General features: G+C 34.5%; 20 protein-coding genes. 12 read left to right on the forward strand and 8 right to left on the reverse strand.

Annotation, left to right across the window (positions count from 1 at the left end; all coding sequences use genetic code 11):
* Positions 1–2 precede the first annotated feature (2 nt).
* From BUC31_RS08105 to BUC31_RS08115, 3 genes are read left to right on the forward strand one after another with little or no spacing between them, the layout of a single operon-like run.
* Positions 3–980, forward strand: coding sequence for a TRAP transporter substrate-binding protein (locus BUC31_RS08105; RefSeq protein WP_073243824.1), 978 nt, complete (start codon positions 3–5; stop codon positions 978–980).
* 6 nt (positions 981–986) lie between these two features.
* Positions 987–1,445, forward strand: coding sequence for a TRAP transporter small permease (locus tag BUC31_RS08110; protein WP_073242893.1), 459 nt, complete (start codon positions 987–989; stop codon positions 1,443–1,445).
* On the forward strand, positions 1,445–2,740 hold the full coding sequence (locus BUC31_RS08115) for a TRAP transporter large permease (protein ID WP_073242895.1): 1,296 nt from the start codon (positions 1,445–1,447) through the stop codon (positions 2,738–2,740). The genes BUC31_RS08110 and BUC31_RS08115 overlap by 1 nt, the downstream gene beginning before the upstream one ends.
* A 61-nt stretch (positions 2,741–2,801) precedes the next feature.
* On the opposite strand, the gene BUC31_RS08120 is transcribed toward BUC31_RS08115, so the two are convergent.
* Both BUC31_RS08120 and BUC31_RS08125 read right to left on the reverse strand, forming a co-directional pair.
* On the reverse strand, positions 2,802–3,824 hold the full coding sequence (locus BUC31_RS08120) for a LacI family DNA-binding transcriptional regulator (protein ID WP_073242897.1): 1,023 nt from the start codon (positions 3,822–3,824) through the stop codon (positions 2,802–2,804).
* A 74-nt stretch (positions 3,825–3,898) separates the two neighbouring features.
* Positions 3,899–4,591 (reverse strand): NUDIX hydrolase, encoded by a 693-nt coding sequence (locus tag BUC31_RS08125; protein WP_073242899.1) that lies wholly within the window; start codon positions 4,589–4,591, stop codon positions 3,899–3,901.
* Between the two features lie 374 nt (positions 4,592–4,965).
* Between BUC31_RS08125 and BUC31_RS08130 the strand changes: the two genes are divergently transcribed.
* Both BUC31_RS08130 and BUC31_RS08135 read left to right on the forward strand, forming a co-directional pair.
* Entirely contained in the window at positions 4,966–6,141 is a 1,176-nt protein-coding gene (locus tag BUC31_RS08130; RefSeq protein ID WP_073242901.1) for an aldose epimerase family protein, read from the forward strand.
* 241 nt (positions 6,142–6,382) lie between these two features.
* The gene (locus BUC31_RS08135) at positions 6,383–7,201 is read left to right on the forward strand and encodes an SDR family oxidoreductase (protein ID WP_073242904.1); all 819 of its coding nucleotides are present in this window, start codon (positions 6,383–6,385) and stop codon (positions 7,199–7,201) included.
* Between the two features lie 60 nt (positions 7,202–7,261).
* Here BUC31_RS08135 and BUC31_RS08140 read toward each other — a convergent pair whose 3' ends face one another.
* A complete protein-coding gene (locus tag BUC31_RS08140; RefSeq protein ID WP_073242905.1) occupies positions 7,262–7,798 on the reverse strand; it encodes a lipid-binding SYLF domain-containing protein in 537 nt (178 codons plus the stop codon).
* A gap of 274 nt (positions 7,799–8,072) precedes the next feature.
* On the opposite strand from BUC31_RS08140, the gene BUC31_RS08145 reads away from it, so the two are divergent.
* Positions 8,073–8,264 carry a hypothetical protein gene (locus tag BUC31_RS08145; protein ID WP_073242907.1) on the forward strand — a complete coding sequence of 64 codons (192 nt, stop codon included), beginning with the start codon at positions 8,073–8,075 and terminating at the stop codon, positions 8,262–8,264.
* A 78-nt stretch (positions 8,265–8,342) separates the two neighbouring features.
* Here the strand turns inward: BUC31_RS08145 and BUC31_RS08150 are convergent, their stop codons facing one another.
* A complete protein-coding gene (locus BUC31_RS08150; protein ID WP_073242909.1) occupies positions 8,343–9,173 on the reverse strand; it encodes a DMT family transporter in 831 nt (276 codons plus the stop codon).
* 359 nt (positions 9,174–9,532) lie between these two features.
* On the opposite strand from BUC31_RS08150, the gene BUC31_RS08155 reads away from it, so the two are divergent.
* Together BUC31_RS08155 and BUC31_RS08160 are read left to right on the forward strand one after the other, a co-directional pair.
* The gene (locus tag BUC31_RS08155) at positions 9,533–10,351 is read left to right on the forward strand and encodes an SDR family oxidoreductase (protein WP_073242911.1); all 819 of its coding nucleotides are present in this window, start codon (positions 9,533–9,535) and stop codon (positions 10,349–10,351) included.
* 213 nt (positions 10,352–10,564) lie between these two features.
* Positions 10,565–12,799 (forward strand): DUF7133 domain-containing protein, encoded by a 2,235-nt coding sequence (locus tag BUC31_RS08160; protein WP_073242913.1) that lies wholly within the window; start codon positions 10,565–10,567, stop codon positions 12,797–12,799.
* Positions 12,800–12,807: 8 nt separating this feature from the next.
* On the opposite strand, the gene uxuA is transcribed toward BUC31_RS08160, so the two are convergent.
* From uxuA to BUC31_RS08175, 3 genes are read right to left on the reverse strand one after another with little or no spacing between them, the layout of a single operon-like run.
* Positions 12,808–13,986, reverse strand: coding sequence for a mannonate dehydratase (gene uxuA, locus BUC31_RS08165; RefSeq protein ID WP_073242915.1), 1,179 nt, complete (start codon positions 13,984–13,986; stop codon positions 12,808–12,810).
* 31 nt (positions 13,987–14,017) lie between these two features.
* Positions 14,018–15,373, reverse strand: coding sequence for a Gfo/Idh/MocA family protein (locus BUC31_RS08170; RefSeq protein ID WP_073242917.1), 1,356 nt, complete (start codon positions 15,371–15,373; stop codon positions 14,018–14,020).
* 5 nt (positions 15,374–15,378) lie between these two features.
* Complete coding sequence (locus BUC31_RS08175) at positions 15,379–16,758, reverse strand: 3-keto-disaccharide hydrolase (RefSeq protein WP_073242919.1); 1,380 nt, start codon at positions 16,756–16,758, stop codon at positions 15,379–15,381.
* Between the two features lie 406 nt (positions 16,759–17,164).
* On the opposite strand from BUC31_RS08175, the gene BUC31_RS08180 reads away from it, so the two are divergent.
* Positions 17,165–18,484, forward strand: coding sequence for a Gfo/Idh/MocA family protein (locus BUC31_RS08180; protein WP_073242921.1), 1,320 nt, complete (start codon positions 17,165–17,167; stop codon positions 18,482–18,484).
* 9 nt (positions 18,485–18,493) lie between these two features.
* On the opposite strand, the gene BUC31_RS08185 is transcribed toward BUC31_RS08180, so the two are convergent.
* Positions 18,494–19,363, reverse strand: coding sequence for an AraC family transcriptional regulator (locus tag BUC31_RS08185; protein ID WP_073242923.1), 870 nt, complete (start codon positions 19,361–19,363; stop codon positions 18,494–18,496).
* A 236-nt stretch (positions 19,364–19,599) separates the two neighbouring features.
* On the opposite strand from BUC31_RS08185, the gene BUC31_RS08190 reads away from it, so the two are divergent.
* The 3 genes from BUC31_RS08190 to BUC31_RS08200 are packed head-to-tail and all read left to right on the forward strand — an operon-like array spanning position 19,600 to position 25,520.
* Positions 19,600–22,854: a DUF1553 domain-containing protein gene (locus BUC31_RS08190; RefSeq protein WP_073242925.1), complete on the forward strand. Its 3,255-nt coding sequence runs from the start codon at positions 19,600–19,602 to the stop codon at positions 22,852–22,854.
* A gap of 26 nt (positions 22,855–22,880) precedes the next feature.
* Complete coding sequence (locus tag BUC31_RS08195; protein ID WP_073242927.1) at positions 22,881–24,395, forward strand: DUF1501 domain-containing protein; 1,515 nt, start codon at positions 22,881–22,883, stop codon at positions 24,393–24,395.
* An 18-nt stretch (positions 24,396–24,413) separates the two neighbouring features.
* Complete coding sequence (locus BUC31_RS08200; protein WP_073242929.1) at positions 24,414–25,520, forward strand: twin-arginine translocation signal domain-containing protein; 1,107 nt, start codon at positions 24,414–24,416, stop codon at positions 25,518–25,520.
* The last annotated feature ends 11 nt before the right edge of the window (positions 25,521–25,531 follow it).

The raw sequence follows: 25,531 nt of genomic DNA on the forward strand, positions 1-25,531 counted from the left end.
CTATGAAAACTATAAAAATCGTACTGCTATTCATTATAATTGGCACCTTTTTAGGTTGTGAAATACAAAGCGAAGTAAAAACATTACGATTGGGTCATGGTCTAGATGTTAGCCATTCTGTACACAAGGCAATGGTAAAAATGGCTGAAGATTTGTTGGTGCGATCTGGGGGTAAGCTTAAACTTGAAATCTATCCTAGTCAGCAATTGGGTACTGAAAGAGAATGCTTAGAACTTTTACAGATCGGTAGTTTAGATATGACCAAAGTATCTGTTGGTGTATTGGAGAATTTTGCTCCAAAAATGAAGGTTCTTGGTCTTCCTTTTTTGTTTAGAGATCGTCAACACTCATTTAATGTACTTGACGGACCTATTGGAGAGATGTTATTGAACGACGGTGAGAAATATTGGTTAAAAGGCTTAGGATATTATGATGCCGGTAGCCGTAGTTTTTATACCATGAATAAACCTATTGAAAAACCAGATGATTTGATCGGTGAGAAAATACGGGTTATGGAAAGTGCCACTGCTGTTAATATGGTAAAAGCCCTTGGTGGTTCCCCAACTCCAATTTCATGGGGAGAATTATATACTTCCCTGCAACAAGGGGTAGTTGATGGTGCAGAAAATAATCCTCCAAGTTTTTACCTTTCTAGACATTATGAGGTTTGTAAATATTATTCTTTAGATGAACATACCGTGTTGCCAGATGTTTTATTGATAGGTACATATGTATGGGATAAGTTAAATGAGCAAGAGCGAAAATGGCTTAAAGAAGCAGTGAAAGAATCGGTGAAATACCAACGAATTCTTTGGGCAGAAGCAGAAGAGGAAGCATTACGCGAAGTTCAAAAAGCAGGAGTACAAGTTATAAGACCAGATAAATCACTTTTTGCAGAAAAAGTACAAAGCATTTTTGAAGGTTATAAAGAGGATAAAGAAATGTATTCGCTTATCAAACAAATTCAAGAAACTAAATAGTTTACTATGCGAAACAAAATAGATTCCATTTTAGGCAAGACATTGGTGCTTATTATGTCAGTTATGGTCATAAATGTGCTATGGCAAGTATTTACAAGATATGTAACGGGCAATCCAAGTTCCTTTACAGATGAGCTGGCGCGTTATCTTATGATTTGGATCGGTGTACTTGGTGCTGCATATGTTTCTGGTCGAAACTTACATGTGGCTATTGATATTTTACCATTAAGGCAAAGTAAGAAAACACAGAAAAAATTAAAAGTTATTGTAACCACTTTAATTATTCTATTTGTCTTTTTCGCTTTTGTAATAGGTGGATCAAGATTGGTGTATATCTCTTATGTTCTAGGGCAACAATCACCGGCTTTACAATTACCATTGGCAGTAGTTTATCTTATAATTCCCATTAGCGGTTTATTGATTATGTATTACAAAATATCTGACTTAAAAAATATCAATTCATGATGGAGCATCTACCAATTATTGTTTTAGTACTAAGCTTTATTTGTTTGTTATCAATAGGTACGCCGGTAGCTTGGAGTATTGCTATTTCATCTTTACTGACCATGTTAGTAAGTATACCTGCTATGCCAGCATTCACTACAGTATCGCAGCGTATGGCGACCGGTTTAGATAGTTTCGCCCTCTTGGCTATACCTTTCTTTGTACTTTCTGGTGAATTGATGAATAAAGGTGGTATTGCTCACAGACTCATTGCTTTTGCAAAAACTTTGGTAGGGTCCTTTCCTGGCGGCTTGGCTTTAATCAATGTAATTGCTGCAATGTTAATGGGAGCTATCGCTGGTTCAGCAATGGCATCTGCATCTGCCATGGGAAGTATTTTAGGTCCAGAAATGGAAAAAGAAGGGTACTCTAAAGAATTTGGTGCGGCAGTAAATATAACATCAGCAACCACAGGTTTAATTATTCCACCAAGTAATGTATTGATCGTTTATTCATTAGCAAGTGGTGGTGCGTCTATTGCAGCTTTATTCTTGGCAGGATACATTCCTGGTATTATGACAGGATTATTTCTAATGATAGTGGCATCTTTTTGGGCGAAAAAGAAGAAATATAAAGTTGGTAAGCGTAGTAGCTTAAAAGAAGTAGGTAAAACGTTTATTGATGCATTACCTAGTCTTTTTATGCTTGTAGTAGTAATAGGAGGTATAGTAACGGGGATTTTTACAGCTACAGAGGCTTCTGCCATTGCTGTACTATACAGTTTAATTTTAGGTTTTATTTACAAGGAAATTACCTTGCCAAAACTACCTCAAATTTTATTGGATTCTTCGGCTACGACTGCAATTGTTATGTTATTGATAGGTTCTTCTATGTGTATGTCATGGGCATTGTCTTATGAAAACATTCCACAGGATATTAGTAGCGGAATTTTAAACTTAAGTGATAATAAAATTGTTATTCTATTGATTATCAACTTATTGTTATTGTTCGTAGGTATTTTTATGGATATGACACCCGCAGTTTTAATTTTCACTCCAATATTTTTACCAGTTGTAACAAAACTAGGTTTGGATCCTGTTCACTTTGGTATTATCATGGTTCTTAATTTATGTATAGGATTGTGTACACCACCTGTAGGGTCGGTCTTATTTGTTGGGGTTGGTGTAGCCAAAACTACCATAGAGAAAGTCTTTAAGCCTTTATTGCCTTTGTTTATAGCAATGATTGTTGCACTGTTTTTGGTAACCTATATTCCACAGTTAAGTTTATGGTTGCCTAGCTTATTTGATTTGTAAAATTGCGCTATGATAGTTATTGGCTTAATTGAGATTGTAGGGAGGGAGATGAAATTATAATTTACTTGTGTTTGCTAGATGATTTTCTAATAATCAATTTAGCAGGTAGCACAACGTCTTTATGAATTTTCACGTCTTGATTACTTTCTATCTGCTCTAAGAATACTTTAGCAGCCATTTTTCCCATTTCTACGGGCGACTGATCTACAGAGCTAATAGATGGCTCTAAAAATTGGGTAAAGGGCTCATTACTAAATCCTACTACACAAAAATCTTCTGGTATTTTTACAGCTATACTTTGTAGGTATTTTACAGCTCCCAACAATCCATTATCTGTAGAAGAGAAAATAGCATCGGGTGGTACTGGCAAGTTCATGAGTTTTTCAGCAGCTTCTTTACCTGCTTCCATATCACTTTTTAAGGTAATTACGTAATCGCTATTGTAGGCTACACCATGTTTTGAAAGTGCATCTTTATAGCCTTTAAATCTGTTGTTATATAGTTCAATATTTTGATTTACATTAAAATGGGCTATTCTTTTGCAGCCTTGGTTTATTAAATGTTCGGTTGCATCAAAGCCACCTTGATAATCATCTATGGTTACCGTACTAATATCATCAAAATGTAAAACACGATCAAAAAATATAAAGGGAGAAGATTTTTTTAAAACCTGATGTAATTGATTTTTATTCTCATTTGTAAAAGAGGTAGACACTAGAATGCCATCGACCTGAGCATTTATCAAATTTTGAATAATTTTCTTTTCACGATCATTTTCCTCATGGGTTTGGGAAATGATAACATGAAAGCCTTTTGGATAGAGTTCTTCTTCAATACCACGTATTACAGAGGCAAAAAAGTTCTTATTAATAAACGGTACTACCACACCTACATTATTGCTCTTGCCACTTTTAAGTGCAACGGCAAGTCTATTTTGTTTATAATTTAATTTTTCAGCAGTGGCAAGAACCAGGTCGCGAGTTTTTTCGCTTATTTTAGGATTGTTGTTTAAAGCCCTAGAGACAGTAGCTGCAGTTATTTTCAGCTCTTTTGCAATATCATAAATGGTGGCTTTCTTGCTCATAAAAAAGTGTAGAACGAATTTACGATTATTGAACCATAAATTGTTTCTGCAAGTTGCTTAAATATAAATGGGAGTTAAATTTTGAAACTAAAACCTTCTTCTACCTTTTTTTGGTATTTATCTTCATCGAATTCAAATAGAAAGGCACCTTTTTTAGATGAACTCATATCTTTTTCTTTCAATTTAGTCAATAGGTCAAAAGAGTTGAATTTGTTGATAAAATTTCTTTTGTCCAATTCGGTATCTAAAATCGCTTCATAAAGTTTTTGAAGTTGGCGCATGGTAAATTTTTCTGGTAAAAGCTCAAATCCGATGGGTTTATTGCCAACTCTATTTCGAAGAGATTTAAGAGCATCTTGTACCATGTCATTATGGTCAAAAATTAATTCAGGACAATCTTTAAGATCAAACCATTTAATTGGGTTTTGCTTTAAAAGATCTTTACAATGATGGGCTATATCAATTAGCGCAAAATATGATACTGATATGGTTCTTTCTTCCGGATCACGGTCTAATTTAGAATAGGAATGAACCTGTTCCATGTAAATGTTGTTCAGTCCTGTTAAATGACTAAGAATTCTTGTTGCTGCAACATCTAAATTTTCCTCTTTTTTAAGAAAACCACCTATTAGTGACAATTCGCCTTTGGCTGGTTCAAAGTCTCTTTGTACAAGTAATATTTTTAATTCTTCTTGATAAAATCCGAATATAATACAATCTACAGCAAGTAAGACTTTGTCTTCTTTGCAATAATTATTCAAAACCATTCCTTAATTTTTGCGAGCCTAAATTAATAAGATTGAATCAAATAAAACCCTTTTAATTACGAAAAGGTTTGAGCATTTTTTTTCTATAGTTGCCTATTATTAAATATGTTAATGAGTTTACAGGGGTATTTTGTAAAATGAAAACTAAATAGATTTCTTTTGTGATATAACGTTAGTAAGTGAGAATTACAGAGCGGAGCAAACTTTTGGTATAGCTTCTATAGCGTTAATTTAGTTTAAGTAGCGTATAATGACTTTCAAATTATTTATAATATTTTGAATAGACAGTTTATAATTCATCGTTTAGAATTAAATGTGGTTAGGTAAAAATAAAGTTTATCTATACATTTAATTTGTTACTAAGCACTAATAGTATGAGATTAGAAAAGCAGACTGCTCTTTTGATAGGGATTTATATTGTTTTGACAGTTTGTTTTGCTTGTAATGAGAATATTAAAAAGAAAATCATCAGAGAAAAGGAAAGTATGATGCAAATCGATAAAAACGTTTACGGTAGTACTATAGATAACAACTATGTATCAGAATTTAGTTTACGTAATGTAGGTGGAATAGAAGTGAATATTATCACTTATGGAGGTATAATAACAAAAATAATGGCTCCTGACTCAGAAGGAAGAATGGAAAATGTTGTATTAGGTTTTGATAACCTGGAACAGTATGAAAAAGAGAACCCTTTTTTCGGAGCTTTGGTAGGTCGTTATGGAAATAGAATTGCAAAAGGAAAATTTAGTTTAGAAGGTGTAGCTTATACTTTGGAAAAGAACAATGGAGATAATTCTTTGCATGGAGGACTAAAGGGTTTTGATAAGGTTGTTTGGCAAGTTGAGGAGGTAAAAGAAACAGATTCGTTTGTCTCTTTAAAATTAAGCTACCTAAGTGAAGATATGGAAGAGGGTTTTCCAGGAAATTTAAAAACAAACGTTACCTATACCTTACATAAAGACAATAGCTTAGATGTTTTGTACGAAGCCACAACAGATAAAACTACAATTGTCAATTTAACGCAACATTCTTATTTTAATTTATCAGGAAATTTTTCTGAATTAATTTTAGATCATGAAGTAGCCATTGACGCAGATAAATTTGTGCCGGTTGACCCAAAACTTATACCCTTAGGTGAGTTAGCTTCTGTACAAGACACTCCTTTCGATTTTAGAAAGGCTAGGTTAGTAGGTAATGCAATCAATGCGGATAATGAACAAATTAAATTAGGAAGTGGTTACGATCATTGTTGGGTACTTAATAGTCAAGAAAAGGGATATCGTTTAGTAGCAAAAGCATATCATTCAAAGTCTGGGCGCTTAATGGAAGTTTTTACCGATCAACCTGGTATGCAATTATATACTGGTAACTTTTTAGACGGAACTTTACCTGTGCCAGGTGGTGGTACCTATGCAAAAAGAAGCGGATTATGTTTTGAGACACAACATTACCCCGATTCGCCAAATCAACCACAATTTCCAAGTACTACGTTAGAACCGGGGAAAAAGTATATCACAAAAACAACTTTTAAATTTTCTACAAAATAGTTAGTTGAGTAGGAAAAAGGAAGAGTAGTTTCAATAAGGTAGATTCGTTAGTCTATATATTTATAGGATTATTGTATTAATGTTATGATTATCTTTTAGGGAGATAATCCTTTTATTTCCATCATATTTTCAATTTGTAAGTTGTAATTTTTACATGGATATGTTGTGCTAGTAATTTTGGTTATTGAGATAATTAAAATCATGATAACAGGATATTTTTATCCATATAAAATAAAACATCATGCAAAAACCAAATAAAAGATTAGAAGGGCAAACGTGCATAGTTACGGGCTCTAGTGATGGTATCGGCGAAGCTGTTGCAAAAGCAATGGGTATGGAAGGAGCCAATATTGTTGTTAATTACCACAGTAGTAAAGAAGAAGCTGAAGAAGTCGCACATTGGATCAGTACAAATTCTAATTGCGGTAGTGCAATAGTCGTTAAATGCGATGTCAGTAAAGAAGATGAGGTTAAGAACATGTTCAAGAAAACTATTGCTGAATTTGGTACTGTAGATGTTTGTGTAGCCAATGCAGGTTTGCAGTTGGATCATTCACTTCATGAGATGCCATTGAAAGATTGGCAAAGAGTGATAGATGTAAATCTTACAGGTCAGTTTCTTTGTGCTAAAGAAGCTATTATAGAATTTAAGCGAAGAGGAATGAGACCAGAGATTTCGAAATCTCTTGGTAAAATAATTCATATGAGCTCGGTTCATGAGGTAATTCCGTGGGCGGGTCATGCAAATTATGCAGCTTCTAAAGGCGGATTGGTAATGTTGATGCAAACCATTTGTCAAGAATACGGTCCAGATAAAGTAAGATGTAATTCAATAGCTCCGGGAGCAATAAAAACAGATATAAATAAAGATGTGTGGAGTACTCAAGAAGGTAGAGATGGTATGTTAAAATTAATACCATACAAACAGATTGGTGTGCCAGACGATATTGGTAGTGTGGCTAGTTGGTTAGCATCTGATGAGTCTGAATATATAAATGGAACCACTATTTTTGTAGATGGCGGTATGACCTGCTATCCAGGTTTTACCGCAAATGGATAAATGAAAAACTAAAAAAAGCCACCCATTGGGTGGCTTTTTTTTCTCTTAAAAAGAGATAAATTATTTCATCATTGGCTTGTAATCAAATTTTTGTCCGCCAACAGATGCAACTGCCATTAATCCTGCTTTTGGTAAAGCAAAAACGGCTACACCATCTCTATATTTAGCATTTACAGAAACACCAGATTTCAATGCAACTGCAGAAGCTTCTGCAGAAAATTCAAAATCTCCGTCTTTAAATTCAGCCAAATCATCAGCTGTTTCAAAAAATATCACTTCGGTGATTGCTTGACCTCCTGCCTGTAGACCTACACTTAATTTTTTCAAATCAGCCATACCCACCATAGTACCATTTTCATATACCACACCATTACCTGATGCACCACCAATGATGAATCCGCCTTTACCCACATTTGGGAATATTACATACCCGGCAGAGTTGGTAAAAAATTGGTCTAAACCAACTTCCATAGTCATTAATTTTTCTTTCGCTTTTTCTGAATCTTTTATTATTTTCTGGTCTTTAGTGCTTTGTGCATTTACGCCAACAGCTAAGAATAATAAGGTTGCGAATGTTATTGATTTTAAAATTTTCATTTGTTCTAAATTTTATATGTTATTGAAATTATATTATATAACAAAAGTATAATTAGCTTGGCGTATTTCTTATCCTAATAGCCATAAAATTTAGCTCAATACGAAGTTAAACATATGTTAATCAGTTAATTATAAGTTAATATTTGAAATTAGGTGAGTATGTTTTAATCTAAATCATTTATAGAAAGCACTTTATCTCTAATTTCCATTTCTTAAAAATTTGTTAATTAATTACATTAGTTCTATATTCATGGAATATTAAAACCTAGAAGCTATGGATAATAACGAGAACTTTTTAGATTCAAAGATGGTTGCAAATTTTCTTATTGTATTTGCACTAATTTTTACTGCTATTTATTACTTTAATTATTCTGATGAAATTGAGGGTGAGGTTAATACGGTTATTGTTAATTCGTTGAAAGATGTAAACAATAGTTTGGCAGAGCAAGAGACTGCCAGTAAGTAATTGAAATTTCTGACCATAACTATAGGCTGTCAATTCATTGTAATTGGCAGCTTTTTTTATACCTAATTTTTAATACTGTTATCTCTTTCCAACAATAACATTAGCTATTAACGCTGCTACAATCATAACAATGCCTAATAGACTCCAAGGCGAGTATATATCTCCGAACCAAAAAATACCCACAGATATGGTGAATATGACTTCAATATATTTTAAAGGTGCAACCAAGTTGGTCTTCGCAATCTGAAAAGCTTTAGTCATAAACACCTGACCGAAAAAACCGAATATTCCTAGGCTTGATAATAATAACCAATCAATACCCATAGGGGGCACCCAATCTTTAATACTTAAAACACCTCCTATTACAGCACCTATAAACATAAAGTAATTTACGATTACTAGAGGGTGATCACCGTTCCCAATTTTTCTAATCAATACATATACCAATCCGCTGAAAACAGATGCTGCCAATACTAATAGTAGACCAGTGGTATTTATATTATTATCAAACCCTTTTAAGACTAAAACGCCGGCAAATGCGAATAAAAATAGAAACCATTGAATAGGTTTTAATCTTTCTTTAAGTAAAAAAACAGCAAACACAGCGGCATAAATAGGAGCGAGATATCTAAGTGATACAGCCGTACCAACAGGTAAATACTTTAGGGACATAAAAAATAAACTCATGGCGGTTAAACCTGCAAGAGCCCTAAATATCATAAACCTTCGGTTATTGCCTAATATGGGTATACCCTTTATTAGTATGTAGGTAGTTCCTAAAATCAGGGATCCTATGGTTCTGAAGAATACAATTTCAAACGTGGGAATATGTGCTAGATATTTTATAAACGAGTTCATTAAACTAAATGAAAACGTACTAATAATCATAAATAATATTGCCTTCTTCATTGTCCAAAATTGTCTTTGCAAAGTTACTGGGGAGAAATAAAATTATACCTGAATACTATTAGAAATAACTATTTAGCTATAAGTTTTACGATACCCGTAATTTTAGAGGGATATGTGTTGTCTTTCAATCAGATAATTGACTTTGAAGTTCATAAACGAAAAGAATGCTATAAATTTTTTATCATTTCTATTTTAGCGACAATTCTGTTAATAATCATCTTGTATCTAGTTATAATAGGCAGAACATTATGTATCATTTTAAGAATTCTATTAACTTGCCAGTACAAAACAAATTGGTTGATTTAGTCCTCATTTTAGTAGTACTGAATCTTACTCAATATTGATAAAACAGAATTAATATGAACGAATTGTTATCGTTAAAAGATAAAAATTATGCCCTATCTGGGGGAACAGGAACCTTGGGTGGTTCAATTGCTCAATATTTGGTACAAAATGGAGCAAAGGTTCTCTTGTTAGGAAGGTCAGAAGATAAATTAAAAGAGAAGCAAACTGAGCTAAATAAACTTGTTGCTGATAGTGCATTTATTTTTAAAGTAGATGTAATGAATGAGAGTGATCTTATCAACTTAAAAAACAAAATTAAAAAGGATTTTAACCACTTAGACGGGTTAGTGAATCTTGCTGGAGGAAATATACCTGGTGCAACTTTAAAACCAGATCAGACCATTAGGGATATTGAAATGGGCGATACTAAACAGGTTGTTGATATTAATTTATTCGGAACGGTTACACCAACTGTTATTTTAAGTGAATTAATGGTAGAACAGGGTTATGGATCTATTGTTAATATTTCATCTATGGCGGCTAAGCAAACTATTTCCAGAGTTCTAGGTTATTCTATGGCTAAAGCTGCAGTAGATATTTTTACGAAATGGATGGCCAATGAACTAGCGTCTAAGCATGGTGATAAAATTAGAGTAAACGCCGTAGCTCCGGGGTTTTTTATTGGTAATCAGAATAGAAGATTGCTTACTAATGAAGATGGATCATTTACAGAAAGAGGTAATAGTATTATTAAAAATACTCCAATGGGACGTTTTGGCGATGCTTCTGAGCTTAATGGTATGGTTCACTATCTACTTAGTGATGCCTCAAGTTTCGTTACTGGAAGTATCTTTGATGTTGATGGCGGATTCAGTTCTTTTTCTGGTGTTTAAATAGTATTTATATAATAGAACTGCGACCCTTTTTTGCAATCGATTACACTTATATTTTGTGATGATTTGCAGTATTATGAGTGTATCGATTATTTGAAATAAATAGTTACTTGGCTCAACTTTCTGATTTGCAATTGGAGATTGGGATGAAATTTATAATTCCTATTATCAAATAAATAAATTAATATTTAAGTTATAATCATATATAGTTTCATGCGCATATCATTTTTATTCTTACTAATTATTTCATCACTATTATTTTCTTGTCAATCTAAGTTTAATGAAACTATAATTGCTTTAGATTCTTATAAAATTGAAGACGGATTTAATTTAGAAGTGATAGCCGCAGAGCCCCTTTTAAAAGCGCCGGTAGCTATAGGTTTTGATGCAAAAGGTCGAATATGGGTAGCACAGATGCCGGGTTATATGAATGATTTACAAGGGTCTGGTGAAGAAGACCCTTCTGGTAGTATTGTTATTTTGGAAGATTTGGATAATGACGGTATTGCTGATCATTCAAAAGTTTTTATGGATAGCCTAGTGATGCCCCGTGCATTGGTACATGTCTATGGCGGATTGTTATATGCAGAACCACCATATTTATGGTTTGTTGATATTAAGGATGATAAGCCCGTAAATAGGGTGATGGTAGATTCTATCTATGCTGTTGCTGGAAATCCAGAGCATCAACCAAACGGACTAGAATTAAATATTGATAATTGGATTTATAATGCGAAATCTAATTTTAGATATAGAAGAAAAGCTGGGAAATGGGAAAAAGAACCCACCACTTTTAGGGGCCAGTGGGGAATTACCCATGATAATTTTGGGAGGTTATATTACAATGATAATTCTAGAATACTACTTGGGGATTATGCTCTGCCAAATACATTTATCAATAATAAATTTTTTACGCCAAAATCTAGTTTAGATAAGCTTCTGACTAATGATCAAAGGGTATATCCTGTATTTGCCGGTTCGGTTAATAGGGGGTATGCAAAAGGTGTTTTAAATGCTGATAGCATTTTAGTGAATGCAACCGCTGCATGCAGTCCTTTAGTGTATAGGGGAGGTGAGTTTACAGAATCTTATGACGAAAATGTTTTTATCTGTATACCAGAAGGTAATTTAGTAAAGCGAGCACTATTGACTTTTACGGGAGATTCTGTTATTGCAAAACAAGCTTGGCAAGAAAAGGAATTTATAACTTCTACCGATGAAGGTTTTAGACCTGTAAGTTTAAAAAATGGTCCAGAAGGTAGTATGTATATAGTGGATATGCATAGAGGGATGATAGGTCATCATGCGTACATGAGTCCGTATCTAAGAGATAAGGCAAAGGCCAAGGAATTGGACACTATTATAAACTTTGGAAGGATACTAAAAGTTGCTCACGAGAATTCTACAGCTGATAAATTACCTGACTTTAATGCCTTGAACGGAAGTGAATTGGTGAAATTACTATCTAACGATAATGGTTGGATTCGAGACCGTGCACAGCATTTTCTAATTTTTAAAGAAGTTAAAGATGTAATTGATGAAGTAAAAGAAGTAGCACTTAATTCTAAAAATCAGTGGAGCCAAATACACGCATTATATGTGCTGGAGGGGTTGAACGCTTTATCGTTTGATTTCTTGACAACCATAATAGATAAGAGTAATAGTCAAGTAGCTTCCCATGGCTTGGTCCTATTAAAGGATTTTGCATCCACAGCGCATATAGAAAAGGCGCTAGTTTTATTTAATAATGTGATAGAACGTAACGAAATTGAATTAGACCTGTACTTAGGGAATGGGTTAGGAACTTGGATGTATTTAGATGAAAGTAAATTCACACCTGTTATGATGAAAACCTTAACAAGAAAACCGGACAATAACACTTTAGCAGATGCGGTAATTGGTGGTTTGTCTGCTGTAGATACAGAGGTCTATAACAATACCGTTATCATGGATAGTTTAAAGCATACGCCGTTTGTAAACAAGTTGGCAAGAACTATTTCAGATAAGAATGCAGGTAAGATGAACGCCATTTTCACTAAAGAAAAAACTACAGAAGATACCCGCACTAGTGGTGCAAGAATGTTTTTTCAAATTTGTGCATCTTGTCATGGAGCCGGAGGAAAGGGCATAGAAGGTTTGGCACCTCCTTTAATGAACTCTGAGCATGTGAAAAACACAGAGAGATTGGCTCTTATAATATTACATGGTCTTGAAGGACCTGTACACGTTAATGGTGAGCTTTATAATATAAACTTGGCAATGCCCGGTCTTATAAGAAATGACAATATTACCGATAAAGACATTGCCAATATTATATCATATGTAACCAACGCTTTTTCTGATAAACCAAAAAGATTGAGCACCACACGTATACAGAAACTAAGAAATGTAAAGTCTTTCTCTGGTATGGAATTTACAGAGAAAGAACTTCAAGCACTTGATAAATAATTACCAAGCTATTTCATACTTTTTCTAATGCCCATTTCTAGACCTCTTAGCTCAGCCAAACCTCTTAGTCTACCTATGCCAGAGTAACCTGGGTTTGTTTTCTTTCTTAAATCATCTAACATTTTATGGCCGTGGTCTGGGCGTAATGGCATTCTAGTATCTGTTCTGCCAGAGGCTTTTCTCTTTTCTTGTTCTTTTATCAATGCCTGCATAACCAAAAACATATCTACATCTCCTTCTAAATGATTTGCTTCATGAAAATTACCATGAGCATCACGCTGTGTACTACGTAAATGAATAAAATGAATGCGATCACCTAAGCGCTCTATCATTCCGGGTAAATCATTATCTGGTCTAACACCAAATGAACCTGTACAAAATGTAAGTCCGTTGTTTGGACTATCTACAGCATTGTAAAGGTCAATGATATCTTGCTCTGTACTTACAACTCTTGGAAGTCCTAAAATTGGAAATGGTGGATCATCAGGATGAATACACATACGCACACCCGCCTTTTCAGCTACTGGAATAATATTAGATAAAAAATCGAATAAATTATCCTTAAGTTCTTTTGGTCCAATAGCGTCATAGGTAGCTAAAATTGTATTGAACTCTTCTAGAGAATATCCTTCTTCTGCACCAGGTAGACCAGCTATAATATTGCTGATTAATTTGGTTTTATCGTCTTCAGAAAGCGACTTTAAGTATTCTTTAGCGGCAGTTTTTTGGGCTTTTGAGTAGGTATCTTCAGATCCTGGTCTTTTCAATAGAAATAATTCAAAGGCCGCGAAAGCAGCAGCTTCAAAACGTAGTGAGGTAGAGCCATCTTCTACTTCATAATCTAGATTGGTCCGTGTCCAATCTAATACAGGCATGAAGTTGTAACAGACCGTATCTATACCACATTGACCTAGGTTAGCAATGGTTTGTTTATAGTTCTCATAATAAACTTTATAATCCCCTTTTTGGGTTTTTATTTGTTCATGTATGGGAACGCTCTCTACAACAGACCATGTTAAGCCAGCGGCTTCTATTATATTCTTACGCTCAATAATTTCTTCTACCGACCATACTACGCCATTAGGAATATGATGCAAAGCACTAACTACACCTGTTGCACCTGCTTGTCTAATATCTGATAATGATACGGGGTCATTTGGACCGTACCAACGCCATGTTTGTTCCATTAAAGGTAAATTTTTAAGATATGATGCGGAATTAAATATCTTTTATTTCCCACCCTGGTTCATATGTTCTTGACCATAATTTCATGGCTTCTCTATTAAATATACGTCCAGTAGTTTCATCTATTTCAAAAGAGTCATCTATTCTAGATGCAATATTAGCATAATGGGTTAACATTTGGCTAATTGAACCCTCGTCAATTGGAGAAGTTAATGCAGCTTTTCCTCTTATAGCATCAAAAAAGTTAACGGTATGCAATGTAGACATATCACCACCACCGCCAAGTGCAGTGCCAGCTTCTTTGCCAGATGATAAGTTTTCTTTGATTAAGCCTCCTTTTTGATCATATAACTTATAACCGCCACGATCTATGTAAGCTGTACCCTCAGATCCAGAAACTATGGTACCTCTACCATATTTATTTCCATATTTGTGATAGCCTGTTCTACTATTACCATCCCATTTTATGGTTTTATTCCCAGCAAACTTAAAAGTAGCCTCCATGGTATCGTACATTTCCCAACCATCATCTTTGTAATGGTGTTTTCCCGCATCTACAGATACATGTTCAGGGTAGGTAACGCCTAATGCCCAGCGGGCAATATCTAATTCATGGGTTGCATTATTACCCATTTCTGCGGTACCATAATCCCACCCGTACCAATGCCAATTATAGTCCCAAGTATTATCTGTGTACTCGCGTCTTGGAGCCGGACCTTGAAAAAGGTCCCAATCTAGACCTTCTGGTGGGTTGGTTTTTGTTTGGTGAGGTACACGACCTCTTCCACTAATGTAAAATGCAGTTGCTTTATACACATCGCCAATAATACCATCGTGAATTTCTTTTATAATTTCTTTTGATTCTAATGCTGAGCGTTGTTGATTACCCATTTGAACCACTTTATTGAATTTCCTTTGATAGGCAACTACCAATTCGCCTTCACGCGGATTATGACTGCATGGTTTCTCTAAATATACATGCTTGCCAGCTTGCATTGCCATACATGCACCTGGTGCATGCCAATGATCTGGGGTAGCCATGAAAATGGCATCTACCTCTTTATCATCTAAAATTTTACGTATGTCATTCTCTAATTTTGGTTTGTTACTTAATTTATCACTTACTTCAATTAAAGCTTTATCGCGTTGACTTTTCATTACATCACATAGATACGTTAGCTCTACATTGTTTTTCTTGTGAGCTATAGCTGGTATGTATGCAGGGTATCTTCTTCCTAAACCTTGAATTGCAACATGAATTCTATCGTTTGCACCAATTATTTTAGAATAACTTTTAGCCGTCATTGCATTTGCGCTAGAGCTAGCGAACGTTGCACCTACGGCACCAAGGGCAGTTTTCTTAATAAAATTTCTTCTGTTTGAACTCATGATAGTTATTCTTTAGTGTTGTTGATAGAACGAATTTTTACATTTTTGAAGGATACAAGGTCGCCGTGGTCTTGAAGTAAAATTTGACCTTTGTCCAATTCTCCAAAATTTGGCCATTTTGCATATTTACTTTCGGCTACTAGTTTTCTGTACCTATCACTCTTTCTTTCGTATTCGAGCACTTTTGTGCCGTTTAGCCAATGCTCAACATGATTGTTTTTAGAAATTATGTGAGCAGTGTTCCACTCTCCAATTGGTTGAATTGGTTTATTGACATTTGCCTCTATTAAATCATATAACGAACTAACGGTTCTACTGCCTTCATGATTACCAAGTTTTGCATCGGGGTGAAGGTTGTCATCTAAAATTTGATATTCTAAACCTATAGAAGAGCCTTCGCCTTTGTTGATATTTGTATCAACATAATATTTAATACCACTATTTGCACCAGGTGTTAATTTGAAATCTACTTTTAATTCAAAATCTCCATAATGTTCTTTGGTTACAATATCTCCACCAGCTGTAGATTCTGCTCCACCCGACGAAAGCACACTTAAAACTCCGTCTTCAATTATCCATCCTTTATCAGGAAACTCTTCCAATTTGGCACCTTTCCATCCATTTGTTGTCTTCCCGTCCCAAAGTAATTCCCAACCATCTTTTTTCTCATCAATTGATAAATGATTTTTAATGACAATTGGGGTAAGTGGTGATGTTCTCGAATATTTAGAAACACTATCTGTAATGATGTTGATATTTTTCCAAATAATGTCGGTTCCGGCTTTTTGATCTTTAGAAATACTATGAACCTGTAAACTAATAAATCCTTTAGCAGTTTTATCATCTATAAGGTATGCGGCGGGAACATCATTTACCCATGTTTTTATAGTATCGCCAATAGCTTCTATGCGGTAATTGTTCCATTCGTTTTGTTTGAAAGCTTTTTGTGCCTTAGGATTGTTGGTCATTGGATTTAACCATCCACGTCTACCTTCGTCATATATTCCACCACTCCAAGCTCTTTCAGATGGGTCTATTTCCACTTGATACCCATGTACTCTGCCATTTTGATAATTAGGTATACTATTACTTCGAATTTGGATACCTGAATTCATGGAAGAATCAACCTTGTAATCCAATTCTAAAATAAAATTATCATATAATTTTTTAGTAGATAAAAAGGTGTTCGGTGTACCATGTGTGGTTGTGCCAACTATGGTACCATCTTTTATAGCGTAAGTGGCCTCTCCACCAAGCTTTTGCCAACCATTTAAAGTTTCTCCATCAAATAAAGCTACCCATGGGGTATCATCATTTGGATTTTCTTTACAGCTCGCAAAAATTAAAAGAATTAGTAAAGCAATTGTGTTTACTGTTGTTCGCATCTTGTCCATTTTGTATTTTAAATTTGGATATGGTTTGATTGTGTTATTCAGGTTAAATATCGCTATTAATTCAATTTAATGAGATATAGATAATGTGTAATCGATAACTTGTGAGAATATTATTCATATTTATCTAAAATATTGAAAATTTGATAACATAAAAATATGTTATTTTTTGTAGTTGAGTCCTTTTTTTGATGTATTAACAGGATGTTAACATTTGTGATTTTATCATTTCTTTTTTATTGATTTTTTTAGATTAAAAAGGCACATAAAAATCATTTATGGCATCTTTTTACTCATATCTATTACCTGTACAGTTATGAAATATCTAGTTTTAATCATAACAAATTTTACGCTTTTCAATAGAGCTTAATTCAAACATAATTTACCATACTTATATAAAATGAAGAACTCTAAAAAATCTAATAAAATTTCGAAACAGTCCCTATCTCGTAGAGGCTTTTTGACTAAAACCACTTTGGCTGTTGGGGCAGTTACAATTCTTCCAAGGCACGTATTTGGTAGAGGTTTTACAGCACCTAGCGATAGACTTAATTTAGGCTTTATTGGTTTAGGTAAACAATGTCAAGGATTGGCTAAAAATTTTACTGCTAATACAAATGCACAAATTATTGCTGCCAGTGATGTTTGGAGTACTAAAAACGATTGGTTTAAAGGTCATGTAGAACGTATTTATGCTGAGAAGAGAAATCAATCAAATTATACATCTGTAACAACTTACCTAAATTATAAAGAGCTTTTAGAACGGAATGATATTGATGGTGTAGTAATCGCAACTCCTGATCATTGGCATGCGATACAAGCAATTGATGCAATGAAGGCGGGTAAAGATGTGTATTGCGAAAAGCCTTTGACACATAATATAGAAGAAGGTATTGAGCTAGTTAAAACTACCAATAAAACAGGTCAAATTTTACAAACTGGTAGTATGCAACGTTCATGGAGTTCATTTAGAAAAGCATGTGAGTTGGTTCGAAACGGTTATTTGGGAGATATTAAGCAAGTACTTGTTAATGTAGGTGACCCGGCAATACCGTATAATTTAAAAGCTGAAACAATGCCGTCTGAAATTAACTGGAATAACTGGTGCGGACCAGCGCCTTTGTTGGCTTATAATCATCGTTTGGCACCCTCTCGTAATGATGTCGATTTTTGGCCAGATTGGCGACTTTATGAAGAGGTTGGTGGAGGTATTCTTTGTGATTGGGGGGCTCATATGTTCGATATTGTTCAATGGGCTTTAGATATGGATAGATCAGGACCCGTTAAGTATGTACCTCCAACAGATAAGAATGCTGTACGAGGATTAAAAATGTATTACGATAATGGTGTTGAAATGATACATGAAGATTTTGGCAGGGGATGGGGTGTACGTTTTATTGGTTCTGAAGGTACTATGGATGTAAGTAGGTCTTATTTAGAAACTACACCAGAAAATCTATTGTCTACAGATTTAACCAATGCAAAAGTGAAACTGTATAATACAGAGGGTAATCACTTAAAAGATTGGTTAGATGCTATGAAAACTAGAACGCAACCTATTTGTGATGTAGAAACAGGACATAGATCTGCAACTGTATGTAATATTGCCAATATTGCATATAATCTAGGAAGACCATTAGAATGGAACCCAACAAAAGAGAAGTTCTTAAAAGATTCAGAAGCTAACAGAATGCGAGGTAGAAAAGCGCGTAAGTTCTAAACTATCTAATTATATATTCACCTGTTCTTTTCTGAAAAAGGCAGGTGTTTTACCTGTATATTTTTTAAATAATCTTGAGAAATAAGAGATATTGTTTAAACCTACTTTTTCAGCTATTTCGTTTAAAGAATCATTGGTTGTAAGAAGTAGTAATTGTGAACGCTCTATTCTTTTTTCTTGAATATATTTACTAGGTCCAGAACCATATAGTTCTTTAAAAAGTTTTGAAAAATGATCCGGACTATAATTGCAGATTGCAGCTAGTTCAACTACTGTAATGGGTAAATGTAAATTTTTATTTATGTAGTTCAATATTTTTTGCATTCCATAATCGGCAATCTGTATATTATTCTGCAGTTTGTAACTGGTTACAAATTTTGAGAAGAGTATGGTGAGTAAACCTTGGGTTTCTAAAAAGTCTTTTGTACTCAATACTTCATTCTGCTTAATGAAATCTTGTAGAGTGGGTTTGTTATCATATGTTTTAGGATCACTATTTATAATTTCTCGATTACTGTTTAAAGCAAGTAATCGTTCAAAATATTTTTTGTCGTTTTCATCTGCTTCAATTTCATAATTAAAATCTTTTAGACTGTAGATAGATACGCCATTGTTTACTTCTTGTATGAAGCTTATGTAAAATTGTTCATGGTAGTTGTCACATGAGTATTTTGCATAACAATAACTTGGTATCAAGTACATATAGCCTGGTTTTAAAGTAAATACTTGATTGTTATGGTACACTTTTGCACTCCCTTTAGTGATATAGTACATACGCGTAAACGGGCTAATTACGTTTTCGAAATCCCAAGAACTATTAAGGTTGGCATAGCCAGTATTTAATAACGTTAAGCGTAAAGACTGCAGAATCTCTATCATATATTGGTCGGTAATTTATCTACTCAATAGATTTTTTAAAACTGAATATCGTATTATTTAAATTTTCGCTTTTTACAAAAGGTGGACTTCAGGCATTAAAAATAGAGATTTTAGCTCAAAAATTAACTAGATATAATCTGAACATATCGGAAATGTACAATTTTTGAACTGATTTGTTCTAAGCTTTAGGTTGTTGAAAACATATTTTTGATAGAATATTTATTTTACAATTTTTTATGACAAAAATCAGCAAACAAATAATATTTGGGATTTTAATTATGGTATTATCAGCTTGTGGTGGTCCGGAATTACCTGAATTAGTAGAAATAGCGTATGAAAAACTACCTGAAAACGTTGATTTCAATCAACATGTCAAGCCTATTTTGTCGGATAAGTGTTATTTGTGTCACGGTCCAGATAAAGGAAATATAAAAGGAGGTTTACAACTTCATGAAGCATCATTTGCTTTTGGTGAGTTAAGCGAAAGCCCTGGTAAATTTGCAATAACTCCTGGAAATTTGAAGAAAAGTGAATTCTTTCAGCGTATTATGACAGATGATCCAGATTTAATCATGCCGGCACCAAGTTCACATTTAACGCTTACAGAATATGAAAAAGCAGTTTTAATTAAATGGATAGAAGATGGCGCTGAATATAAAGAGCATTGGGCCTTCTTGAAACCTGAAGAATATAAAATCCCTAAAGTAGATATTAATGATTTGGTCGGAAATGAAATTGATAATTTCGTTTTAGCAAAACTAAAAGAGGTAAATCTATCGGCTTCTAAAAGAGCTGACAAAGAGGTATTATTACGTAGGGCTTCTTTTGATTTAATTGGTTTGCCGCCTACACCTGAAGAAATTAATACATTTTTAAAAGATACTTCACCCAACGCGTTCGAAAAACAAATAGATAGGCTCTTGGCCTCATCGCACTTTGGGGAGCAGATGACTTTAGATTGGATGGATGTTTCTCGTTATGCAGATACACATGGGTATAGTAATGATAAGTACAGAGATACATCGCCGTGGAGAGATTGGGTCATAAAATCTTTTAACGAAAATATGCCCTATGATGAATTTTTGACTTGGCAATTGGCTGGCGATTTATTTGAAAATCCAACTAGGGAACAAAAACTAGCAACAACATTTAATCGTTTACATCCTCAGAATTTAGAGGGTGGTATTATAGATGAAGAATTTAGATCAGAATATGTTGCAGATAGAACAGCAACCGTAAGTCAAGGTATCTTAGGTTTATCTTATGCCTGTGCAAAATGTCATGATCACAAGTACGATCCTATCTCTCAAAAGAACTATTATGAGATGTATAGTTTTTTCAATAACATAGATGAAACAGGATTGATTCCTTGGGATTTGGCAACCCCTGTACCTGCTATGTTATTACCTACAGAAGAACAAGAGGGAGTTTTGGCCTATTTAGATGAAATTGTTAAAACAAGTGAGAAAAGGTTATCCAATACCGTACTTACAGAGGGTCAAAAAGCTGAAGAATGGTTGGCTAGTAATGCCTATCAAAAAACACCTTTAAACGTTAAACCTAACGGTTTAGTAGCTGCATTTAATTTTGATAATCAGAATCTAGTAAATACAATTGGCGGTAATGGTAAAAACCATATTAGAATGCGCCAAGAGTTTGTAGATGACGAAAAAGCGGTGTTCAAAAAAGGAGTATCTGGAAAAGGTTTGTCGATGGACGGAGATACGTGGCTTGATTTGGATAAGATTGGAATTTACAAACGAAACCAACCTTTCAGTATTTCAATACAAGTATTCATTCCAAAAGACCTGGAGACCGGTGTTATATTCCATAAAATGAATAGCTCTGAACTACATGCTTTCAGAGGCTATCACCTAAAAATAAAAGAGAATAAAATAGAGGCTTTACTAGCTCATGTATATCCTGATAATGCTATTGTTATAGAATCTTTAAACGATGTGCCTAAAGAAAAATGGATTCAGTTAACAATGACTTATGATGGGTCTAGTAAGGCAGATGGTATAGCTATTTATCAAGATGGTGAAAAACTAAAGACCAAAACAACATTCGATAATCTTTATAAAGATATCGTATTTAATGGTTTACAATTGTATGGAGATGAGAGTCCTAAACTAGAACCAGGCTTAAGAGTAGGTGCTATTTGGAGGGATAAAGGTATTCGGGGTGCCGTAATTGATAATTTATTGGTGTTCAATAAAGAAATCTCTGCGATAGAAGTTTTACAGATCAGTAATACTGAGAAACTGAAAGAATTGCAGAAAAAGCCATTTTCTAATTTGAATGACATAGAAAAGCAACAGTTAACACAATACTTTTTAAACACGAAATCTAAAGAATATGCATCTGTACTTAAAGATGTAGAGCTTAAGCGAGAGGCATTGGTAGATAGTGTTGAAGGTGTTAAACAGATTATGGTAATGAAAGAGCGTAAGACGCCGCGTCAAGCCTATATTTTGGATCGTGGAAATTATGATTCTCCCACCGATTCGGTTTTTCCTAATGTGCCTGAAGACATTTTACCATGGAAAAAAGAATGGTCTAAAAATAGATTAGGATTAGCTAAGTGGATAACAGATAAAGACAATCCTTTAACGGCAAGAGTAACGGTAAATAGATATTGGCAAAATTTATTTGGTAGAGGATTAGTGCTAAGTTCAGAAGATTTTGGAAATCAAGGTGACTTACCTAGCCATCCTAAACTTTTAGACTGGTTGGCTATTCGTTTTGTAGACTCGGGTTGGGATGTAAAGGCGTTATTGAAAACCATGATGTTGTCAAGAACATACCAACAGAGTTCGGTTATAAGTGAAGAGCTTCTTGCGGTCGATGGTGAAAATAAGTGGTTGTCTCGCGGACCATCAACACGTCTTTCTGGTGAAATGCTTAGAGATAATGCTTTATATGCTTCTGGTCTTTTAAATGAAAAAATTGGAGGGGAGAGCGTAAAACCATATCAACCTGACGGTTTATGGAAAGTGAATGGAGACACTTATGTACAAGATGGGGAAGAAGGTCTATATAGAAGAAGTATGTATACTATTTGGAAGAGAACGGTACCCAACCCAACTATAGCCACTTTTGATGCTCCCACAAGAGACTTATGTTCTTCAAGAAGACAGAAAACCAACACACCGCTACAGGCGCTGGTAATTTTGAATGACCCAACGTATATAGAGGCTTCAAGAGTACTGGGCAAACGAATTTCTGAAGCTACTTCTATTGAGACGGGTATTCGTTCAGCATTTATAAAACTGACGGGTAGAGAACCTAATCAACAAGAATTATCATTATTGTTGAACCTACAGAAAGAAGAGTATTCGAAATTTCAGAAGAACATTGATAAAACAAAGGGCTGGATAAATACAGGTGCTTTTAAATTAAGCGAAGCAGATGACAAAGCCCTTATTGCTGCAAATGCAGTAGTGGCAAGTACTATTATGAATGCAGATGCCACCATCACAAAAAGATAAATTGGTAACCTTATAAGTATAAAACTATGTGTAACGATCATCAACATAAATTAAGGTCTAATAATAAAGATTTACAAAAACTAGAAAGTCAGCTAGACAGAAGACATTTCTTAAAGAGAACTTCTTTGGGTATTGGAGCTCTTGCTTTAGGTAGTCTTTTGGGTACAGAAAAATTATTTGCCGGTATTGGAAAGGACAGTGCTCCCGAAGATATTTTAAAGGCATACAATAAGAATAGATTAGGATTGCCACATCATTTACCAAAGGCGAAGAGAATCATCTACCTTTTTCAAAGTGGCGGACCATCACAAATGGATCTCTTCGATTACAAGCCAAAACTTTCAGATATGTTCGGTAAAGAACTACCTGATTCTGTAATGAGCGGTCAACGCTTAACTGGTATGAGCGGTAACCAAAGTACCTTACCTATTGCACCATCAACTTTTAATTTTAAACAATATGGAGAGTCAAGAGCTTGGGTAAGTGATGCTATGCCATATTTATCTGAGGTGGTAGACGAATTATGTTTTATAAAGGGTATGCAGACCGATCAAATTAATCATACACCAGCAATTACTTTTATGCAAACGGGTAATCAGTTACCGGGCAGACCGTCTATTGGTTCTTGGTTAAGTTATGGTCTTGGTTCTGATAATGAAAACCTACCTACATTTATTACGTTGGTTTCTAAAAATGGAAAGGGACAACCGTTAAAAGCTAGTTTGTGGGGTAATGGATTTCTGCCAACAGAACATCAAGGGGTGCAGTTTAGATCGGGTAAAGATCCGGTTTTATACCTAAGTGACCCCGAAAATTATGATGGTAATGATCGTAGACATATGTTAGATTATTTAGGAGATTTAAATAATTTACAACATGATGCTTATGGTGATCCAGAAATTCAGGCTAGAATGTCGCAATATGAAATGGCTTTTAAAATGCAAACTTCGGTACCTGAAGTTTCAGATTTATCAGATGAGTCAGAAAGTACTTTTGAGATGTACGGCAAAGATAGTAGAGACCCAGGTACTTATGCAGCCAACTGCCTAATGGCAAGAAAACTTTTAGAAAAAGGCGTAAAATTTGTGCAATTATACCATCAAGGTTGGGATCAGCACAACTACTGCCCAGGTGGGGTTAAAAGTCAATCTAAGAAAACAGATCAGGCAACAGCGGCTCTAATAAAAGATTTAAAGCAACGTGGTATGCTAGACGACACCTTAGTAGTTTGGGGTGGCGAGTTTGGTAGAACTGTATATTCACAAGGGCAATTAACTAAAGAAAATTATGGTCGAGATCACCATCCTAAAGCATTTACCATGTGGATGGCGGGTGCTGGCGTAAAACCTGGTTTCACTTTTGGCGAGACTGATGATTTTAGTTATAACGTAGTTAAAGATCCAGTGCATGTGCATGATTTTCATGCTACACTTTTACACCTGTTTGGTGTTGATCATGAACGGTTAACGTTTAAACACCAAGGTAGACGCTACCGATTAACCGATGTTCATGGTAACGTAGTTAAAGATTTATTAACCTAATAATCAACCAATACACTTATGCCAACCAGAAGAAATTTCATAAAAAAAACCTCCATTGCAGGAGCAGCGTTAACGACTGTGCCTTCCTTTGGGTTCAATATTCTAAAGAAAAATAAGCCAGAAGAAATTATCTTAGGTCATGGCGATTATAGATACAAGGTGAATAATAATTGGGCTCAAATAAGTTCGGTTAGAACGCCATTGCTTAACTGTCATGAAATGCAAATGGATAGTAAAGGGCGTTTAATTATGATTGGGGATCACCCACAGAACAATGTATTGATTTTTGATAAATCTGGAAAATTATTAGACTATTGGGGTACAGCATATCCTGGTGGTCATGGTTTAACTATTTCTAACGAAGGAGGCGAAGATTTTTTGTTCTTGGCAGATTCTGGGTGGTACCTAAATAAAACAGGAAGCTGGACCAAGCATAATGGTAGAATTTCAAAAACTACGATGGACGGGAAGGTTCTATTTGATATTGGGCACCCTCAAACTATTGGTGTTTATGAACCAGGATTAAATTTTTGTCCTACTGAAGTTGCCGTTGGTCCTAATGGTGATATCTATGTTGCAGACGGTTATGGGCAAGATTTTATTCTACAGTATAATTATAAAGGCGAGTTTATTCGTAAATGGGGCGGCCATGATAATGAAGATGCAAATTATAATCTTCAAAATGCACATGGTGTAGCAATAGATTACAGAGAAAAAAATAATCCAATGGTTGTTTGTACTTCTAGAAATGAACAATCGTTTAAGTGGTTTACTTTAGAAGGTAAATATGTTAAGACACTTAAACTACCTAATATGCAAGTATGTAGACCTGTCTTTGATGATGTTAATTTATACGCAGGGGTATGCTGGTCTCAACCTAAAGTTGGGAAAACAAATTGGAAAGATCATACTGGTTTTGTTACCATTTTAGAGAATGACAAAGTAGTTTCTAACCCAGGTGGTACAACTCCAGAATATAAAAACGGTGAATTGCAAAAATCATATCAATTAGAGAATAAACCTATTCTTCATGGTCATGATGTTTGTGTAGATGAAGATAAAAATTTATACATATGTCAATGGAATGCGAATAAGACAGCACCTATTAAATTAGAACGCGTTTAAGGTAATTTTGA

It is taken from the genome of Maribacter aquivivus, assembly GCF_900142175.1.
GTDB lineage: Bacteria > Bacteroidota > Bacteroidia > Flavobacteriales > Flavobacteriaceae > Maribacter > Maribacter aquivivus.

Bases quoted from the DNA above. Each gene is read 5' to 3' on its own strand.
- BUC31_RS08170 (WP_073242917.1), bottom strand. From the start codon at position 15,373: ATGAGTTCAAACAGAAGAAATTTTATTAAGAAAACTGCCCTTGGTGCC.
- BUC31_RS08155 (WP_073242911.1), top strand. From the start codon at position 9,533: ATGAACGAATTGTTATCGTTAAAAGATAAAAATTATGCCCTATCTGGG.
- BUC31_RS08125 (WP_073242899.1), bottom strand. From the start codon at position 4,591: ATGGTTTTGAATAATTATTGCAAAGAAGACAAAGTCTTACTTGCTGTA.
- BUC31_RS08195 (WP_073242927.1), top strand. From the start codon at position 22,881: ATGTGTAACGATCATCAACATAAATTAAGGTCTAATAATAAAGATTTA.
- BUC31_RS08105 (WP_073243824.1), top strand. From the start codon at position 3: ATGAAAACTATAAAAATCGTACTGCTATTCATTATAATTGGCACCTTT.
- uxuA (WP_073242915.1), bottom strand. From the start codon at position 13,986: ATGGAACAAACATGGCGTTGGTACGGTCCAAATGACCCCGTATCATTA.
- BUC31_RS08150 (WP_073242909.1), bottom strand. From the start codon at position 9,173: ATGAAGAAGGCAATATTATTTATGATTATTAGTACGTTTTCATTTAGT.
- BUC31_RS08145 (WP_073242907.1), top strand. From the start codon at position 8,073: ATGGATAATAACGAGAACTTTTTAGATTCAAAGATGGTTGCAAATTTT.
- BUC31_RS08160 (WP_073242913.1), top strand. From the start codon at position 10,565: ATGCGCATATCATTTTTATTCTTACTAATTATTTCATCACTATTATTT.
- BUC31_RS08190 (WP_073242925.1), top strand. From the start codon at position 19,600: ATGACAAAAATCAGCAAACAAATAATATTTGGGATTTTAATTATGGTA.
- BUC31_RS08135 (WP_073242904.1), top strand. From the start codon at position 6,383: ATGCAAAAACCAAATAAAAGATTAGAAGGGCAAACGTGCATAGTTACG.
- BUC31_RS08130 (WP_073242901.1), top strand. From the start codon at position 4,966: ATGAGATTAGAAAAGCAGACTGCTCTTTTGATAGGGATTTATATTGTT.
- BUC31_RS08200 (WP_073242929.1), top strand. From the start codon at position 24,414: ATGCCAACCAGAAGAAATTTCATAAAAAAAACCTCCATTGCAGGAGCA.
- BUC31_RS08115 (WP_073242895.1), top strand. From the start codon at position 1,445: ATGGAGCATCTACCAATTATTGTTTTAGTACTAAGCTTTATTTGTTTG.
- BUC31_RS08185 (WP_073242923.1), bottom strand. From the start codon at position 19,363: ATGATAGAGATTCTGCAGTCTTTACGCTTAACGTTATTAAATACTGGC.
- BUC31_RS08180 (WP_073242921.1), top strand. From the start codon at position 17,165: ATGAAGAACTCTAAAAAATCTAATAAAATTTCGAAACAGTCCCTATCT.
- BUC31_RS08120 (WP_073242897.1), bottom strand. From the start codon at position 3,824: ATGAGCAAGAAAGCCACCATTTATGATATTGCAAAAGAGCTGAAAATA.
- BUC31_RS08110 (WP_073242893.1), top strand. From the start codon at position 987: ATGCGAAACAAAATAGATTCCATTTTAGGCAAGACATTGGTGCTTATT.
- BUC31_RS08140 (WP_073242905.1), bottom strand. From the start codon at position 7,798: ATGAAAATTTTAAAATCAATAACATTCGCAACCTTATTATTCTTAGCT.
- BUC31_RS08175 (WP_073242919.1), bottom strand. From the start codon at position 16,758: ATGCGAACAACAGTAAACACAATTGCTTTACTAATTCTTTTAATTTTT.